Origin of the sequence: Xanthomonas sp. MLO165 (assembly GCF_018831305.1) — a bacterium.
GTDB classification, from domain to species: Bacteria; Pseudomonadota; Gammaproteobacteria; order Xanthomonadales; family Xanthomonadaceae; genus Xanthomonas; species Xanthomonas arboricola.
The window spans coordinates 3079925-3094381 of sequence record NZ_CP029263.1 but is presented as its reverse complement, the minus strand read 5'-3'; the positions used below and the strand labels follow the sequence as shown (position 1 = coordinate 3094381).

The window sequence follows — 14457 nt, the reverse complement described above, 5'->3', positions numbered from 1 at the left end:
CACTCGCTCTCCCCTCGGGAGAAGGATCAATCACTCGATCGGCTGGTCCAGCATCAACTCGCGTGCAAAGCGCACCGGCGGGGCACCGTAGGACAGCATCTGGTCGTGGTACGCCTTCAGGTTGAAGTCCTTGCCCAGCTTGTCCTGCACCGCCTTGCGCGTGTCCAGATGTTCCTGCACGCCGACGAAGTAGGTCGGCAGCTGCGCGGACGACAGCTGCGCACGCACCCACTTGCCCGCCGCTTCGCTTTCCTGCTGGAAGGTGTCGTGGGTCATCAGGTGCATCGCCTTGTCGCGTTCCCAGCCATCCACATGTACGCCCTGATCGAGGATGGCGTTGGCGATGGTGCGCAGGTAGAACTTGAGCTGCACCAGGTGGAACAGCGGGTCGTTATCCAGATAGCCCTGTTCCTGCATCATGCGTTCGGTGTAGACCGCCCAGCCTTCGGCGAACATGCCCGAGCGCAGCACCGCGCGCAGCGTGGAGGGGAACTTGGCCGAATGCCAGCCTTCCAGGTAATGGCCCGGGGTGCCTTCGTGGATGCTGAGCAGGTGGATCATGCGGCTGTTGTACTCGCGCAGGAACGAATCGACCTGCTTGTCGTTCCAGTCGTCGGGAATCGGCGAGACCGCATAGAAGGTCTTGAGATTCTTGTCGAGCGGGCCCGGCGAATCGCAGTACGCCACCGCCACGCCGCGCTGAAATTCCGGCATCAGGATGATGTCCACCGGCGAATCGGGCAGCGTCATCAGATCCTTCTGGCGCACGAACTCGGTGGACTGCGCCAGTGCGGCCTTGGCGTCGTCGACCACCTTGTCGCGTGCCGGCTTGTCGGCATAGGCCAGTTCCAGCGCCGCCTCGATCGCGGCCTGCTGCTGGTCGTCATTGGGCGTCTCGGGCAGTTTGGGTGCGCCGGGCTTGTCCTTGAGTACCGTGCGGGCAATGCCGTACATCTCGCTGCGGACGCGCTTGAGCTCGGACTCGGCGCGCTGCTTGATCTCGGCACGCGACAGCGAAGACAGCAGCGCGAATTTCAGCTTCTGGTCGTAGATCTGCGCACCGACGCGGAAATCGCCCTTGGCATTGGGCACCAGCACGGTATCCAGCCAGGTCTGCTGCTCGGCCACGGCCTTGCGCAGATCGTCGATGGCGGCCTGCGCGCGGGCCGCTTCGATCGGGCCGAGCTGGCCGATATTGGGCGCGATGAAGGTATCGACGATGCTGAGGATGCCCTTGTTCTGCTTGGCCACCGTTTCGGCATGGATCTTCGGCACGCGGGCCGGGTCCAGGTTGGCGCGCGCCTGCGCAAAGATGCCGGGAATCTTCTCCATGCGCTGCGTGGCGGAGCTCAGGCGCTCGGACAGCGGCGCGAAGTCGCGCGCCATCAGGCCATACAGCGCGCTGCCGGCCAGGCCGTTGTAGACCTGCGGGTCCCAGGCCCAGCTCTGCAGCACCTCGGTGTTCCAGATCTCCGATTGCAGCTGGTTGCGCAAAATGGCCGCATCGACCTGGTTCTCGCGCGACAGCTTGGCCACCTCGATGGCATCCAGCTCACTCAATAGCTTCTTGCCGGCCTCCAGGCTGCGCTGGCGCCCGGCGCTGCTCAGATCGTCGATCTGCGTATCGAGACGGTGATCGCCGGTCTGAGTGGCGGTGACCGGCGACAGCTGCATCCAGGTGTCGAGCGCGCGCTTGGACAGCGCCGCAAAGCGCGCATCCGGCGTCTGCGCAGCCTGCGTCGCGGCATCGGGGTTGCCGGCGCGCGGCGATTCGGACTGCTGCTGGCAGGCGCTGAGGCCGGCGAGCAGGGCGAGGACAAGCAGACGTTGACGCATGGTGGATTCCGATGGAAGCAATCCGCCAGCATAGGCATGTGCGCGCTTGTCCGCATCCGCCATTGGTTTAGAGTGGCCGCTTTCAAGGAGGATCACCATGCACGACGCCCACAGCTGTCATTGCGGACGCATCGCGTTCGACCCGGACACCGATGCGCCGAACCCCGAGGCGTGCGAGCGCACGTGTGCGTCATGCCGTCGCCGTGGCGGCCTGCTGCGGCCGGGCATGCGCGCGCCATTGCGCCTGCAGGCGGCGCCCGAGATGCCGGGAATCCATCGCTTCAACCGGCAGCATGCCAATCACCACCACTTCCCGCAGCGCGGCAGTGCACGCTCCAGCACGGGTGTGCGTTGCAGGGCCGGCGAGGCCAGTGTGGCGGTCAAGCTGCGGGGTATGTCCGCGCCGGGTCTGGCCGTGCAGAGCATGCACGCGGCCGATGGAGCCAGCCGATGAGGCGCCGGATGCAGTGGTACGCGGTCGGCTTGTTGCTGGGCTGGGCGCTGAGCGGATGTGCCAGGCCGTCGGGCGAGATGGCGGCAGACGGCGGCGCGCCGGCGCCGGCACCGGCACCGCCCGCCGCGCAAGGCAATGCGCTGGCGTATGAGCACGATGTACGCATCGAACTGCCGGCCGATCAGATCGATCAACGCATCGCCGCAGTACGCACCGCCTGCCAGTCGGCGCAGTTCGGCGACTGCGCGCTGCTGGCGGTGGAACAAACCGGTGGGCGCGACCCCAGCGGCAGCGTCAGCGTGCGGTTAGCTCCGGACGGCATCGAGCCGATGGTGCAACTGGCCGGCCAGCATGGCGATGTCGCCGCGCGCAGCACGCGTGCCGAGGATCTGGCGCAGCAGATCGCCGATACCGGGCTGGCACAGGCGCGCCTGCAAAAGGAACATGCGCGCCTGCTCGAACTGCAGCAACGCCGCGACCTGGCCGTGACCGATCTGCTGGCCCTGTCCAAGCGGCTTGCCGAGATCGAGGCCGAAGCGCAGCAGACCCAGCAGGACGCCGCGCAGCAGCAACGGCGCGTGCGCACGCAGTTGCTGACGCTCAATTTTCGCAGCACCGGTGGCGAGCAGGGCAGGGGCGAGATTGCCGAGGCGGCAGCCGAGTTCGGCCAGGTCTTCGCATCCAGCGTGGCCTTCGTGATCCGCGCGGTGGCGGCGTTGCTGCCGGTGCTGGTGCTGGGGGGGATCGTCGGCTGGCTGCTGCTGCAGGCATGGCGCTGGCGTGCGCGACGCCGCCGGATGTCCTGATCCACTGCGTAGCTGGTCGGCGATGCCGCATTAGCTGCGCATGTTTTGGAAAGGGCGCTTACGTCAGGCAGTTATTCGACGCGTCGCGCAGTAGCACGTTGATCCTGGTTGCGCTGTTTGCACGCGATCCACGATCGCGGTACAGCGCATGGTGTGCAACATCTCCAGACACCGACTGCGCGCAAGTGCAGCGCAGTCGGTACGCAGCCGGCTCAGCCTTCGTCGAATTCGTACTCGACAAACACGTCCAGCTGCAGGGCCAGTTCCTGCACGGCGTCGCGCACCTTCTGCGCAGTGGCTTCATTGCCGGCTTCCACTTCGAACTCGTGGCTGCCCGGACCTTCATCGTCGGACAGGCCGGCCGAGCTGGAATCGTCGTCATCCAGGTGCGGCATCAGGTCGTCGACTTCTTCCACGTGTTCGATGCCTTCGATGCTCTGCAGCAGGTTGGCGATGGCACGCGCGTCGTCGTCGGTGCCGGTGATACGCATGCGAAGAGTCGGCATGGGAAAGCTTCCTTGGATTGGGGACCCAAAGACTAGGCAGCCGTCAGGCAAGATCGGGTGATGGCCGCGTGCGCTGGCCGCTCACGGGCGCCGCGCGGTTGCCTGTGATGCGGTGGTCTCCAGTACCGGCACCAGCAGGGCCTGGGCGGCAGTGCGCAGTAGCGCCGGTGCGATGTAGCGATGGTGCACGCCGTCCACCAAGGCCATGTAAACGCGGCCAAACCTGTTGCGGCAGGCCACGCGCGTCTCCAGGCTGAGCTCCACGCTGCCATCCTCCAGCACTTCCACGCCCACGCTGCTGCGGAAGACCAGGTGGCGGTCGTCGGCGCCCAGCAATACCTGCACGCGTCGATCCAGTGGCGCGTTGTCTTGCGCAAGTACCGGGAATCGCCCTGCGAACAGGCAGTCGCGCTGTGCCGACAGCAACGAAGACACCGGGCAGCCCAGCGGAGAAGTTCGCAACTGCAGCGGCGCCACCAGCGCATTGCGCAGCCGCATCAACCAGGTCACGCCGCGCGGCGCGCGCTCGGTGAACCCCTCCAGCAGCAACGCCATCAAAGTGTGCGCACCGCGTTGACGCAACTCATGCGGCTGCAGGCGCAGACGTACGCTGTCCTGATGATCGAAGCCCTGCAGGTGCCGGGTCAGTAGCGAGCCGGGCTTGGGCTCGGCATGCACGCTGACCTGCGCCAGCTGCGGTGCCATTGCAACGAACCCCACCGGTCGACGCAGCCGGCTCACTGCCTGGCGCAGCCTGCCGCTGAGCGCGCGCAGCCGGCCGCACCATGCAGACCTGCTGCTGCCTGGCGATGCGGCCAACGACAGGCGTACGGTGGGGATCTGCAGCGCGCGTGCCTGCGCCGAGGCCAGTAGCCCGATCACCGCCTCCGGCAGCGTTTCGGTGAGCGTGGCGATATCGGCGGTGCCGGACAGCACGCGTGCGCGCACCGCATCGCTCAACGCGCCGCCGGCCTCGTCGCTGTGGCAGGACAGTGCGAAAAATGCCGGGTGTGCGGCTTGCGCTTTGAGCGGTGCGAAGTGATGCCAGGTGCCGCCGCCAAAGCGCACGGTGAATAGGCAGTCGGCCGGTAGATCGATATGCCGCAACGCCGCCAGAAAGTGCTGTGGATCCTGTTCGATCTGCTCCATCGAGGCGGTGCAGAAGCGCAGTTGCGCGCCGCTGCTGCCGGTGATGGCGGTGAACATGCGATGGCCGGCGTGGCGATGGAACGGGTGGCCGTTGGCGCCCACCGCAAACGAGAACAGGGCAGTCGATTCGCCGTGCGCAAAGTCGGTGCCGGCCAGGCGTGCCGATGGCTCGTCCAGCGCATCGTGAAAACTGGGATGCGCGCGCTGGCGGCGGCAGGCCTGTTCGATCAACGGGTTGCCTGCGCCCACGCCCAGCTGTGCGATCAGCGTGACCTCCACCGGCAGACCGCCGCTGTAGGACTCCAGACGGACTGACGGAAAACCTGCCTGTGCATCGGCAGGGCGTTGCTGGGGCGTGCTGATCATCGGCATGAGTCCTTTGCGGCCGGAGGAAGGTCAGGAGGTCTTCTTGGTTAAGGCGCGCGCCTTGCGCTTGAGCGGCGCCGAGGCCGGGCAGACTTCGAAGGCAAAGCTGCTGAGCGTGTTGACCATGTTGTCCGGGGTGAGCCGGTAGACCACGAACTGGCCGCGCCGTTCGCTGGACACCAGCCCGGCGCTTTCCAGCACCGACAGATGCCGCGAGATGGCTGGCGCGCTCATTTCGAACAACTGCCCGATCTGGCCGGCGGTGAGTTCCTGGTCTGCCAGGCACGCCAGCATCTTGCGGCGGGGCTGGGAGGCAAGGGCTTCGAAGATGCGGTCGATGGACATAAGGAATTAGGCAATTAACGAATTAGCTAATTAATTGATTTTATTGCGGCCGATGTCAAGCGTCTTTTCGGCGCGGCACTGCCCGGCGGTGGTCCGGCGCGGCTGGCGGCTGTCGCCAACGTTGCCGTGATGGGGGATGCCCAGGCCTCTGGCGCGTGGGATCTGCCCGCGGGGCAGGTCGCAGCCGATAGGTGCTGAAGGTTTTTGCGGTTGGCGGCCTGCAGCCCAGGCATGCCAGATCAGTCCGGCAGCATCGGCTCAGGCACCGCGCTCAAGTTCTCAAGGCAGGCAGGGCCCGGCATGCAAGGTTGCAGCGATGCAAGCAGCCACCTCAGGCTGCAGGCAGTGCCAGCAGCTCTGCCGGCAAGGCAGGCATCGGGGTGCGCTCGTCCAGCGCCTCGCGCTTGAGCCAATCGATAAACGCCATTGCCGCAGGGCCGGGGACGCGGTGACTGGGGTGCACGATGTAGTAGGCGTAGCGTGCCTTGAGGGTGGGGCCGGGCAGGCGCACCAGCTCGTAACGCTGCAGGTACGGTTGGGCGATGTGCTTGCGCGCCAGCACCGCGCCCAGGCCATAGACCGCCGCGCGCATCGCGTCGGTGCTGTCGTTGAAGGTATGCATCGGCGGCAGCGTGGTGCCGCGCACCTGGGCGGCACGGAACCAGTCGCGCCAGCCCTGCGGCGACATGTCGGTGAGCAGCGGCAATTGCGCGATCTGCGCCGGCGTGCGTAGCGCAGCGACCTCCGGCAGTGACGGCGAGGCCACCGGAAACAGTTCGTCGTCCATCAGATGATGCGAGGTCAATCCGGGCCAGGCGCCCTGGCCATAGCGGATGCCGAGATCCGGGCCGCCTTCTTCGAAGCGCGAAAACGCCGCGTCCGATTGCAGATCCATGCGGATATGCGGATGCGCGCGACAGAAGCGCGGCAGCCGCGGCAACAGCCAGCAGTACGACAGCGAGCGCAAGGTGGTCACGCGCAGCGGGATGGCATCTTCGCGCGGATGCAGGTTGCCGGCCACCGAGGCGATCTCGGCCAATGCAGCGGTGGCGGCGTCGGCCAGCTGGCGACCCTCGGCGGTGAGCTTGACCCCGCGCGGCAAGCGCTGGAACAGGGTCACGCCGAGCAGCGCTTCGAGCTTGCGCACATGGTGGCTGACCGCGCTGGCGGTCAGATGCAGTTCTTCGGCGGCATGCGCGAAGTTCTGGTGGCGCGCGGCGGCGGCGAACACGCCCAGCGCGGGCAGCAGGGTGGGGCGCAGGTTCATCGAGGCATGAGTGAGATTTGTGGCCCGCCTCGATACTACGCGCTTGTCGCGCCTGCGGTTGCAACCGATGCTGCATTACCCCATCGCGATGATCGTGCCATGCCCGTCTGCTTGCCTGATGTTGTCTCTTGCGGTTTCAGCACATCACGGCAGCGTGCGCAGGTGCGGCCATGAGCGCGCAGCCGGCGACGCAGCCAGCGGTTGCGGCACGCGAATGGCGCACCCCGCTGGAGTTGGGGTTTCTCGGCATCGTCTGGGGTTGCTCGTTCCTGTTCATGCGCGTGGCCGCACCCAGGTTCGGCACCGTGGCGCTGGTGGAAATCCGCCTGGCGCTCGGTGCATTGGTGCTGTTGCCGTTCCTGTGGCTGGCGCGCGAACGCTTCCCGCTGCGTCGCTGGCCGATGCTGGCGGCGATCGGCGTGCTCAACTCCGCGTTGCCGTTCCTGCTGTTCGCCTGGGGCGCGCAACACGCACCGGCCGCGATCGGTGCGATCTGCAATGCGATGACGGTGCTGTTCACCGCATTGATCGCCTTCCTGTTCTTCGGCGAGAAGATCGGCACGCGTCGCGCGCTGGCCTTGTTGATCGGTTTCATCGGCGTGCTGGTGCTGGCCACCGGCAAGTCGGCCGGGTTGAGCGTGGGGCCGGCGGCACTGGCGGGCGCCACCGCGTCGCTGCTGTACGGCATCGGCTACAACCTGGTGAAGCGCCACATGGGCGATTTGCCGCCGGCCGCATCGGCAGCGTCCACGTTGGGTTGCAGCGCGCTGCTGCTGGCACCGCTGGCCTGGTTGCAGTGGCCAACCACGCCGGTGCCGGCAGTGGCCTGGGCCTGCGCCACCGCGCTGGGCGTGGTGTGCACCGGGTTGGCGTTCCTGATGTATTACCGCCTGATCCAGCGCATCGGCCCGGCGCGCGCCTCCACGGTGACCTATCTGGTGCCGGTATTCGGCGCACTGCTGGCATGGTCGCTGCTGGGCGAGCCGCTGACCTGGACCATGCTGGTGGCCGCGGTGCTGATCCTGGGCAGCGTCGCCTTCAGCCAGCGCGCCCGCTAGGCCAGCGCGCCCGCTTTTACGAATCCCCAATCCCCAATCCCCAACTAGCCAGCCGGCGGCGTCCGCACCGGCAACGGCACATTGCACAGATCGATATGCCCGGCCGGGCGCTTGTAGAAATCGTCCTTGCGATTGCGGCGCGCTTCGGCCACATCGCGGAAGGTCTGGCTGTCGGTGCGCAGCAACTGCAGTGGCGTGCGTTCGGGCATGGGCACCTCGCTGGCCAGGCGAATGGCGCGGATCGGCGAGCGCTGCGCGGGGTCTTCGTAGAAACCCATCGGGTCCGGTCCGCGCGGGATCACGCTGAGCAACTCCATGCCCTTGACCACGCGGCCGACCACGGTGATGTTGCGGTCCAGCTGGCGCGGCGATTGCCCGGTGACCACATACAGCTCGGCGCCGATGCTGCTGTCTTCGTCGTTGTTGCGGCCGGCGCCCAGGGTGCCGTAGCAATGCGCCAGCCAGGTCTTGCCGCTGGCGCTGTCGCGCCCGACCGGGAAGCCGTCGACAAAGCCAACCTGCGCCGCCCAGCCATCGCTGTCGGGCAGGCGCTGGAAATCCAGGCCCTGCGACGGGCGTTCGAATTCGGCCGGCAGGTGCGTCTTCGCCGAGCCCAGCGACTTGGCCTTGGCCGGCGTCTCGCCATCCGGGTCGCCGAACTGCACCACGAAGTTGTCCTGCGAACGGTAGATGCTGAGCCCGTCCCAGAAGCGCTCGTGCGCCAGGGTGCGGATGTTGCCCACGTGCGCGGGCGCAAACTGCGGCGCCAGCTCGATGATCACCCGTCCGCCATCCAGTTCCAGGTACAGCGTGCGCTCGGGGTCGAGCACGCGCCAGGCGCTGGCCGGCGAGGCATCCAGGATCTGCTGCGGGCTGCGATAGGCCGCGTTGGCGGCAGCGGGTAACACCAGGGCAAGCAGGCAGGCGGAAGCAACAGTGCGCAGAAGCATGAAGGCAGCCAGCGGGAGGGATGCCCGATTCTTGCCGACCACGCGCCCGGACGCAAAGCGCCTGGACGCAACGTGCATAAACGCATAGCAGGACGCCGGCGGAATGCGCCGGCGTCGTGCTGTCACGCGCATGCCTGCTTCAGCTGTGCGCTTACGGGGTGTTGCGCACGTGCGGGCTGGTGTGGTGAACGTTGGCGTCATGGTCGTTACGGAACAGCGGGACCAGCTGCCACAACGCAGAGATGCCGACCAGCGTGTAGACCACACGCGACAGCAGGGCATCCTGGCCGCCGAACAGCGTGGCGACCAGATCGAACTGGAACAGACCGACCAGGCCCCAGTTCAAGCCGCCGACGATAAGAAGCACCAGGGTGATGACGTTGAGCGTTTTCATGAAGACAGTCCGTGTGGGTTGGGAGACCCCAGAGTCCGCATGCCGCGCGCAACACCTCGTGAGCGTGCGCGAGGGCATGACGGGCTTGCGCACGCCACGATCACATCCAGCCGACGCGCGTGAAACCGATGCAGTGTGTTGGCCATCCGGCCGCGCGCCGACGGCGCAGTGTCAGCGTGCCGGTTTGCGCTTGACGTACAACTGCTTGCGCACCCGTGCCACCACCTCGCCCTGGCGATTGTGCACCACGTTTTCGAACCAGCGCAGATGTTTTTCGCCACTGGCGGTGGCGGCGCGCAACTCGGCCAGCACGCTGTCGTCGATGACGAACTCCGCGCTCACCGTACCGCGCCCGGGTTTGACGAACTCGATGCTGCCGGCCTTGTCCCACACGTAGTAGTCGCGCCCCAGGTTCTGCATGGTCAGCAGCATCCAGAACGGGTCGGTCATCGCAAACAGGCTGCCGCCGAAATGGGTGCCGACGTAATTGCGATTCCACGGCCGCTGGCGCAGTTCCACGCGTGCGTAGCGGTAGTCGGGAGACAACGCGGTGACGTGGATGCCGGCGAACAGGTACGGCGGCCACAGGTTGATACCGAGCTTGAACAGTGAAGCACGCATGCGGCCAGGGTCCATGGCGTGGCGGGTCTGCAGCATACCATTCGCATGCGTATGGAAGCTGTGGCGGTGACGGCAGCGCCCGGCCGGCCTGCAGACCGGGCGCCGTGGTGCCGGCGGTGCTTAGAACACCAGCGACGACATCTTGCGGCGGTAGCGGCCGACCAGGTCTTCGTCCTCGATCACCCGGAACGCATCGATCAGGCTACGCCGCGGCAGGTTGTCGTCGAAGGCGCGGTCCTGCCGCAGCATTTCCAGGAACTGCTCCAGCGCGGCCTCGTCGTGGCCGTCGAGCAGGTGGCGCACGCCAAGCAGATGGCGCGCGCGCAGGTCGGCGCCGTTGGCGGCAACGGCGGCCTGCAGCGCGTCGGCATCCGGCGCGTCCTTGAGCACATTGGCAAAGCTCAGCCGGGCCTTGGCGCGCACCGCACGGTCGTCGGTGGCCAGGTTGGCGGGCAGGGCGTCGATCAATTGCTCGGCCTCGGCGGTGTCGCCGGTCTTGAGCAGCGCCAACGCCAGGTCCAGCTTGAGCTCGTCCTTGTCCGGCTCGGCGGCGATCGCCTCACGCAGCGCGGCGACCTGGTCCTGCGGCTCGAGCGGGGCCGGCGGCAGTGCTTCGGCGACCTGCGGCTCGGCCGGCAGCACGCCGTGCTGGGTCAGGAATTCGCGCACCTGGCCTTCCGGCATCGCGCCCGGGAAGCCATCGACCAGCTCGCCGCCCTTGACCAAGAACACCGTCGGCACCGAGCGGATCTGGAACGCGGCGGCGATCTGTTGCTCCTTGTCCACATCGACCTTGGCCAGCTCGAAGGCGCCGTTGTAGTCGGCGGCGAGCTTTTCAAGGATCGGCGTCAACGACTTGCAGGGGCCGCACCAGGTGGCCCAGAAGTCCACCAGCACCGGTGTCGTCAACGATTTCTGCAGGACCTCGGTCTCGAAGGTGTCGGTGGTGGCATCGAATACGTGCGGCTTGTCGGACATGGGCTTCCAGAAGTGATTGCGGCAACAGTGGGAGGTAATGGTGGCAAACCGGGCCGACACAAGGCTGGCCGGCCCGCGCGCATGGCGTGGCCGGCCGTCACGCCGGCAGGGGTTCACGCCACGCGCGCCCGGCACGACAATGCTGCGTCCTGGTGGCGCAGCCTGCGCCCCGCGTTGGAGCAAGGCAATGACACGCATCGATGGCACCCAGCGCTACCTGGGCCTGGTCGCCGCAACCGTCTTCGTGCTGGCGGTGGCCGGCTTCGGCGTGGCACTGCCCGGTTACCTGCAGGCCAGCCATCCGGTTGCGCTGCTCGGTGCCAACGGGGTGCCGCATGCGCTGGGCTTCAACCTGCTGGCGTTCGTGCTGGTCGGTGCGCTCGGCATGGCCACCGGAGTCAGCCTGCTGGCGCGCATGCCGGCCAGATCCAGCTGGAGCCTGCGCGTAGGCGGGCAGTTGATCGTACTGGCCGGGCTGGCCTTTCTCGGCATGGGCGCCTTGCCCCTGGATCCCACCGATCTGGACGGGCGCGCCAGCCAGGCCCATGCCACCGCCTGGCTGCTGTGGGCGGTGGCGTTCGTACCGGGCATGTTGCTGCTCGCCGCCGCGCTGCTCAACCAGCCCGGCACCCGCGCACTGGCATGGCTGAGCCTGGGCGCGGGGCTGCTGGTGGCGGTGCTGGCGTTCGGCCCGCCGGGCCTGCTGCGGCAGGCGATCGCCCAGCGCTTGGCGTTCCTGGCCTGGGTCGGCTGGCTCGCCGTGGCGGCCTGGCGCTGGCCGGCCAGACCCGCCACCTGAGACAGCGTTTGGAGCACCTGCTGCACTGCGGTACCCTGTGCCGCTTTGCACCGCCCGAGCATCCGCTCCCAATGTCCACCGTCGAACCGAACGCCTACGACCCGCAGCAGGTCGAAACCTCCGCCCAGCAGTTCTGGGATGCCACCCACGCCTTCCAGGTCGACGAAACTTCGGACAAACCGAAGTTCTATTGCCTGTCGATGCTGCCGTACCCGTCCGGTGCGCTGCACATGGGCCATGTGCGCAACTACACCATCTCCGATGTGGTCAGCCGCTACAAGCGCATGACCGGCCACAACGTGATGCAGCCGATGGGCTGGGACGCGTTCGGATTGCCGGCGGAAAACGCGGCGATCAAGAACAAGACCGCGCCGGCCAAGTGGACCTACGCCAACATCGACCACATGCGCGGCCAGCTCAAATCGCTGGGCTATGCGATCGACTGGTCGCGCGAGTTCGCCACCTGTACGCCCGAGTACTACGTGCACGAGCAGCGCATGTTCACCCGGCTGATGCGCAAGGGCCTGGCCTATCGCCGCAACGCGGTGGTGAACTGGGACCCGATCGATCAGACCGTGCTTGCTAACGAGCAGGTCATCGACGGCCGCGGCTGGCGCTCCGGCGCGCTGGTGGAAAAACGCGAGATCCCGCAGTGGTTCCTGCGCATCACCGACTACGCGCAGGAACTGCTCGACGGCCTGGACCAGCTGGACGGCTGGCCGGATTCGGTCAAGACCATGCAGCGCAACTGGATCGGCCGCTCGGAAGGGCTGGAGATCCAGTTCGACGTGCGCGACACCGACGGTGCACCGCTGGACCCGCTGCGCGTGTTCACCACCCGCCCGGACACGCTGATGGGCGTGACCTTCGTGTCGATCGCCGCCGAGCATCCGCTGGCGCTGCATGCGGCCAAATCCAATCCGGAGCTGGCCGCGCTGCTGGAAACGCTCAAGCACGGCGGCGTCTCCGAAGCCGAGCTGGAAACCCAGGAAAAACGCGGCATGGCCACCGGCCTGACCGCGGTGCATCCGATCAGCGGCGAGCAGGTGCCGGTGTGGGTGGCCAACTTCGTGCTGATGGGCTACGGCACCGGCGCGGTGATGGCGGTGCCCGGCCACGACCAGCGCGATTTCGAGTTCGCCAACAAGTACAAGCTGCCGATTGTGCAGGTGGTCAAGCTGCGCGAGCCGCGCAACGACGACGAGCAGCGCTGGGACGCCAGCCAGTGGCGCGACTGGTACACCGACAAGAGCCGCCCGCTGGAGCTGATCAATTCGGCCGAGTTCGACGGGCTGGATTTCGGCGGCGCCTTCGAGGCACTGGCCGAGCGCTTCGAACGCAAGGGCCAGGGCCAGCGCCGGGTCAATTACCGCCTGCGCGACTGGGGCGTCAGCCGCCAGCGCTATTGGGGCTGCCCGATCCCGGTGATCTATTGCGCCAAGTGCGGCGCGGTGCCGGTGCCGGAAGACCAGTTACCGGTGGTGCTGCCGGAGAACGTGGAATTTGCCGGCACGGGTTCGCCGATCAAGACCGACCCGACCTGGCGCCAGACCACCTGCCCGGACTGCGGCGGCCCGGCCGAGCGCGAGACCGACACCTTCGACACCTTCATGGAGTCGAGCTGGTACGTGGCGCGCTACACCAGCCCCAACGCACGCGACATGGTCGATCGCCGCGCCAACTACTGGATGCCGGCCGACCTGTACGTGGGCGGCATCGAGCACGCGATCCTGCACCTGATGTACTTCCGCTTCTATCACAAGCTCATGCGCGACGCGCGGCTGGTGGACAGCGACGAGCCGGTGACCAACCTGCTCACCCAGGGCATGGTCATCGCCGACACCTTCTATCGCGATGCCGATAACGGCGGCAAGGACTGGATCAATCCGGCCGACGTGGAGATCCAGCGCGACGAGCGCGGCCGCGTCACCGGCGCGGTGCTGATCGCCGACGGCCAGCCGGTGCACATCGGCGGCACCGAGAAGATGTCCAAGTCCAAGAACAACGGCGTGGACCCGCAGTCGATGGTGGCCAAGTACGGCGCCGACACGGTGCGGCTGTTCTCGATGTTCGCCGCCCCGCCGGAGCAGTCGCTGGAGTGGAACGAGGCCGGCGTCGATGGCATGGCGCGCTTCATGCGCCGGCTGTGGGTGCAGGTGCACAAGCATGTGGGCGAGGGCGTTGCCGTTGCACTGGACGCCGCCGCGCTGAGCGCCGAGCAGAAGGCGATCCGCCGCAAGACCCACGAAACCATCGGCAAGGTCAGCGACGACTATGGCCGCCGCCACAGCTTCAACACCGCGATCGCCGCGGTGATGGAACTGTCCAACGCGCTGGCCAAGTTCGACGATGCCAGTGCGCAGGGCCGGGCGGTGCGCCAGGAAGCCCTGGAGGCGATGGTGCTGCTGCTCAACCCGATCACCCCGCACGCCAGCCACACCCTGTGGCAGGTGCTGGGCCACGGCGAGACGCTGCTGGAAGATGTCGCGTTTCCGCAGGTCGATGCCGCCGCGCTGGTGCGCGACGCGCTGACCCTGGCGGTGCAGGTCAACGGCAAGTTGCGCGGCACCATCGAGGTGGCCGCCGACGTCGGACGCGAGCAGATCGAAGCGCTGGCCCAGGCCGAGCCGAACGCGGCCAAGTTCCTGGAAGGGCTGAGCGTGCGCAAGATCATCATCGTGCCCGGCAAGATCGTGAATATCGTGGCGGGCTGATCGTTGCCACGCCGGTCCGGGCAGTGTCGCGGACCGGCGTGGCGACGCGCAGGTAAGATTGCCGCAGTGGCGTGTGGTCATTCATTTCACCGGCGCGTGGCGACGCGTTTGTCATTCCCGGGCGCCGCGTTTTTCGCGGCGCCCTCTCAAGCCCCGTTCACGCGGTTTCGGGCAGGCTAGCCGCCTGTTGCCGCCGCCGGGGCGCTCATCCAGA

The 14457-nt window shown here is 67.2% G+C and carries 14 protein-coding genes; 5 read left to right on the top strand and 9 right to left on the bottom strand.

The annotated features are described in order from the left end of the window. Positions 1–30: 30 nt before the first annotated feature. Positions 31–1836 (bottom strand): DUF885 domain-containing protein, encoded by a 1806-nt coding sequence (locus DGN21_RS13025; protein WP_126965931.1) that lies wholly within the window; start codon positions 1834–1836, stop codon positions 31–33. 97 nt (positions 1837–1933) lie between these two features. Here DGN21_RS13025 and DGN21_RS13020 point away from each other — a divergent pair, with 97 nt between their 5' ends. Both DGN21_RS13020 and DGN21_RS13015 read left to right on the top strand, forming a co-directional pair. Beyond that, positions 1934–2290: an aldehyde-activating protein gene (locus DGN21_RS13020; RefSeq protein WP_126965932.1), complete on the top strand. Its 357-nt coding sequence runs from the start codon at positions 1934–1936 to the stop codon at positions 2288–2290. Then, a complete protein-coding gene (locus tag DGN21_RS13015; RefSeq protein WP_126965933.1) occupies positions 2287–3096 on the top strand; it encodes a DUF4349 domain-containing protein in 810 nt (269 codons plus the stop codon). The genes DGN21_RS13020 and DGN21_RS13015 overlap by 4 nt, the downstream gene beginning before the upstream one ends. Positions 3097–3308: 212 nt before the next feature. Here DGN21_RS13015 and DGN21_RS13010 read toward each other — a convergent pair whose 3' ends face one another. The 4 genes from DGN21_RS13010 to DGN21_RS12995 all read right to left on the bottom strand — a co-directional run bounded on the left by DGN21_RS13010 (position 3309) and on the right by DGN21_RS12995 (position 6729). Then, entirely contained in the window at positions 3309–3602 is a 294-nt protein-coding gene (locus tag DGN21_RS13010; RefSeq protein ID WP_046964921.1) for a hypothetical protein, read from the bottom strand. Between the two features lie 81 nt (positions 3603–3683). Further along, positions 3684–5117 (bottom strand): DUF2867 domain-containing protein, encoded by a 1434-nt coding sequence (locus DGN21_RS13005; protein ID WP_215824940.1) that lies wholly within the window; start codon positions 5115–5117, stop codon positions 3684–3686. Between the two features lie 30 nt (positions 5118–5147). Beyond that, positions 5148–5462: a metalloregulator ArsR/SmtB family transcription factor gene (locus DGN21_RS13000; RefSeq protein WP_024939743.1), complete on the bottom strand. Its 315-nt coding sequence runs from the start codon at positions 5460–5462 to the stop codon at positions 5148–5150. Positions 5463–5793: 331 nt separating this feature from the next. After that, positions 5794–6729: a LysR substrate-binding domain-containing protein gene (locus DGN21_RS12995; protein ID WP_039522288.1), complete on the bottom strand. Its 936-nt coding sequence runs from the start codon at positions 6727–6729 to the stop codon at positions 5794–5796. 170 nt (positions 6730–6899) lie between these two features. Between DGN21_RS12995 and DGN21_RS12990 the strand changes: the two genes are divergently transcribed. Beyond that, the gene (locus tag DGN21_RS12990) at positions 6900–7787 is read left to right on the top strand and encodes a DMT family transporter (protein WP_039522286.1); all 888 of its coding nucleotides are present in this window, start codon (positions 6900–6902) and stop codon (positions 7785–7787) included. Positions 7788–7831: 44 nt separating this feature from the next. On the opposite strand, the gene DGN21_RS12985 is transcribed toward DGN21_RS12990, so the two are convergent. From DGN21_RS12985 to trxA, 4 genes are all read right to left on the bottom strand, one after another. Continuing rightward, positions 7832–8737, bottom strand: a complete 906-nt coding sequence (locus DGN21_RS12985; protein WP_039523066.1) for a peptidylprolyl isomerase — start codon at positions 8735–8737, stop codon at positions 7832–7834. A 151-nt stretch (positions 8738–8888) separates the two neighbouring features. After that, entirely contained in the window at positions 8889–9131 is a 243-nt protein-coding gene (locus tag DGN21_RS12980; protein WP_054591530.1) for a DUF378 domain-containing protein, read from the bottom strand. Between the two features lie 171 nt (positions 9132–9302). Further along, complete coding sequence (locus DGN21_RS12975; RefSeq protein ID WP_054591558.1) at positions 9303–9752, bottom strand: DUF4442 domain-containing protein; 450 nt, start codon at positions 9750–9752, stop codon at positions 9303–9305. Positions 9753–9872: 120 nt separating this feature from the next. After that, on the bottom strand, positions 9873–10730 hold the full coding sequence (gene trxA, locus DGN21_RS12970; RefSeq protein ID WP_039522282.1) for a thioredoxin: 858 nt from the start codon (positions 10728–10730) through the stop codon (positions 9873–9875). Between the two features lie 187 nt (positions 10731–10917). Between trxA and DGN21_RS12965 the strand changes: the two genes are divergently transcribed. Further along, entirely contained in the window at positions 10918–11529 is a 612-nt protein-coding gene (locus tag DGN21_RS12965; RefSeq protein ID WP_039522279.1) for a DUF998 domain-containing protein, read from the top strand. 71 nt (positions 11530–11600) lie between these two features. Further along, complete coding sequence (gene leuS / locus DGN21_RS12960) at positions 11601–14243, top strand: leucine--tRNA ligase (RefSeq protein WP_215824939.1); 2643 nt, start codon at positions 11601–11603, stop codon at positions 14241–14243. Positions 14244–14457 lie beyond the last annotated feature (214 nt).

Bases quoted from the DNA above. Each gene is read 5' to 3' on its own strand.
- DGN21_RS13025 (WP_126965931.1), bottom strand. From the start codon at position 1,836: ATGCGTCAACGTCTGCTTGTCCTCGCCCTGCTCGCCGGCCTCAGCGCC.
- DGN21_RS13020 (WP_126965932.1), top strand. From the start codon at position 1,934: ATGCACGACGCCCACAGCTGTCATTGCGGACGCATCGCGTTCGACCCG.
- DGN21_RS13015 (WP_126965933.1), top strand. From the start codon at position 2,287: ATGAGGCGCCGGATGCAGTGGTACGCGGTCGGCTTGTTGCTGGGCTGG.
- DGN21_RS13010 (WP_046964921.1), bottom strand. From the start codon at position 3,602: ATGCCGACTCTTCGCATGCGTATCACCGGCACCGACGACGACGCGCGT.
- DGN21_RS13005 (WP_215824940.1), bottom strand. From the start codon at position 5,117: ATGATCAGCACGCCCCAGCAACGCCCTGCCGATGCACAGGCAGGTTTT.
- DGN21_RS13000 (WP_024939743.1), bottom strand. From the start codon at position 5,462: ATGTCCATCGACCGCATCTTCGAAGCCCTTGCCTCCCAGCCCCGCCGC.
- DGN21_RS12995 (WP_039522288.1), bottom strand. From the start codon at position 6,729: ATGAACCTGCGCCCCACCCTGCTGCCCGCGCTGGGCGTGTTCGCCGCC.
- DGN21_RS12990 (WP_039522286.1), top strand. From the start codon at position 6,900: ATGAGCGCGCAGCCGGCGACGCAGCCAGCGGTTGCGGCACGCGAATGG.
- DGN21_RS12985 (WP_039523066.1), bottom strand. From the start codon at position 8,737: ATGCTTCTGCGCACTGTTGCTTCCGCCTGCCTGCTTGCCCTGGTGTTA.
- DGN21_RS12980 (WP_054591530.1), bottom strand. From the start codon at position 9,131: ATGAAAACGCTCAACGTCATCACCCTGGTGCTTCTTATCGTCGGCGGC.
- DGN21_RS12975 (WP_054591558.1), bottom strand. From the start codon at position 9,752: ATGCGTGCTTCACTGTTCAAGCTCGGTATCAACCTGTGGCCGCCGTAC.
- trxA (WP_039522282.1), bottom strand. From the start codon at position 10,730: ATGTCCGACAAGCCGCACGTATTCGATGCCACCACCGACACCTTCGAG.
- DGN21_RS12965 (WP_039522279.1), top strand. From the start codon at position 10,918: ATGACACGCATCGATGGCACCCAGCGCTACCTGGGCCTGGTCGCCGCA.
- leuS (WP_215824939.1), top strand. From the start codon at position 11,601: ATGTCCACCGTCGAACCGAACGCCTACGACCCGCAGCAGGTCGAAACC.